A 1,472-nucleotide genomic window follows, 5' to 3' on the forward strand; every position below is an offset into this window, starting at 1 on the left:
TCCATCATCGATCCTGATTTGGGCTTCCCTGAACATCTTGAGTGCCTCTTCCTTGGTGAGGCCGCACTTGCGCGCAAAGTAGAGCGCTTCGATCGCCTTTTCACGATCCGCCGTGGCTTCTGTGTGCCGTTTGGGCTTTTTACCCATCGTTCTCTATCACCTTTGATGCCACCGAACCATCACCGTGCCGGGTTGTTCCCATCCATCGGATCTGCTGACCTGCCGAGCGCGGCAGCCTGGTGCCGTTCCTGGGTTTGTATAAATTCCATGCCGGCGTGGGGAGGGACCGGCGGTGCGCTTTATGGTGAGCCAGTCTGAGGCGCTTCTAAGCGCCACGCCACCAAGCCGGCGGGGGCGGAGCATTGTCGTTGGTTCAAAGATCCGTTCTGGTCCGCCCTCGCTCAAAAAACCGGAACGTCTTCATCATCTCCTTCGCTTCGTCCGGTAGGGATGTCTTCAGCGAAGCTGCGGGTCATCTCTTCGGTGTCGCTCAACCCGTCGACCGTTTCATTTGCGCCGGCTCCCTCGTCGTGACGGCCCGTGATCTCGCTTCGAGGCTGCGCGCCGATCGGCTGCTCGATGTCGTCGGACCCCGAAACGCCCGGTTCCGCACCGTGTCTATCCTCGTGGCCTGCGATGCTCTCGAGTACGGCCGCATCCTCCTCGGGGATGGGTTTGTCATTGGCAAAGTCGCTCTTTTGCTTCCGGGTTGTTATCGGCATGGTGTTGAACTCCTACGCAGTGAATCGCACAACGTACGACTACGGCCGAAGTTGCGAGGCGGCCGCTTTGATTTTAAGAAACCCCGACTTCGGGCAAGCGGTCGCAAAAATGGAGACAGCGGCGCACGTGCTGAAATGGAACAATCAAGCGCGCAAGTTGGCACGATGGCGGGGTTTTGAACCAAGCACTCCTCTCCTCGCTATCGACTCCAGTCGGGTAAGGCCTGCTCCGAGCCACGGTTCTTGCACGGCGCTTTGCAAAAGGCGCCAATCGAGGCCGAACGAACTGCGCTCGGAATTGCTTTACAGCCGCCAACATGCTGCGCGGTCGCGTCGTTTTTCGTCGCTTAATGGCACAGCGATGGCGAAGGTCGGACGAGCCTTAAGCACCAGCTTACGAGTATGCTTGCCTCGCTGGCGAGCTTGCCCACATTCGCGCGGCGCGAACTAGAGACGCTGCCGCGATACGTGCGGGCAGCAGATAGCCTGACACACAGGAAGCGGCCTCCGAATGTGATGAAGCAGCCCACGTTAGGCGCGAGTTGGCGACAGTCACTCAGCAGCTGCCGGTGTGATCATCACCGGCGAAGCCTGTCGGCGAGACGGAGCCCAAGGGCCAAGACCGTCAAGGTGGGATTCGCCTGGCTGGAGGTGGCCAGAACCGAGCCACCTGCGATGTGCAGGTTCATCAGTCCATGAACTCGGCATTCAGCGTCAACAACCCCGTCCGCCGGGCTCGCAGACATCCGC

At 60.0% G+C, this 1,472-nt stretch carries 2 protein-coding genes; both read right to left on the reverse strand.

Translation table 11 applies throughout. The features are described from left to right. Positions 1-401: 401 nt before the first annotated feature. Positions 402-722 (reverse strand): hypothetical protein, encoded by a 321-nt coding sequence (locus EOA13_RS37025; protein ID WP_164780623.1) that lies wholly within the window; start codon positions 720-722, stop codon positions 402-404. A 578-nt stretch (positions 723-1,300) separates the two neighbouring features. Then, positions 1,301-1,468 (reverse strand): GMC oxidoreductase, encoded by a 168-nt coding sequence (locus EOA13_RS39265; RefSeq protein ID WP_281040892.1) that lies wholly within the window; start codon positions 1,466-1,468, stop codon positions 1,301-1,303. Positions 1,469-1,472 lie beyond the last annotated feature (4 nt).

The sequence above is a fragment of the Mesorhizobium sp. M7A.F.Ca.US.011.01.1.1 genome, assembly GCF_003998295.1.
GTDB lineage: Bacteria > Pseudomonadota > Alphaproteobacteria > Rhizobiales > Rhizobiaceae > Mesorhizobium.

Bases quoted from the DNA above. Each gene is read 5' to 3' on its own strand.
- EOA13_RS37025 (WP_164780623.1), bottom strand. From the start codon at position 722: ATGCCGATAACAACCCGGAAGCAAAAGAGCGACTTTGCCAATGACAAA.
- EOA13_RS39265 (WP_281040892.1), bottom strand. From the start codon at position 1,468: ATGTCTGCGAGCCCGGCGGACGGGGTTGTTGACGCTGAATGCCGAGTT.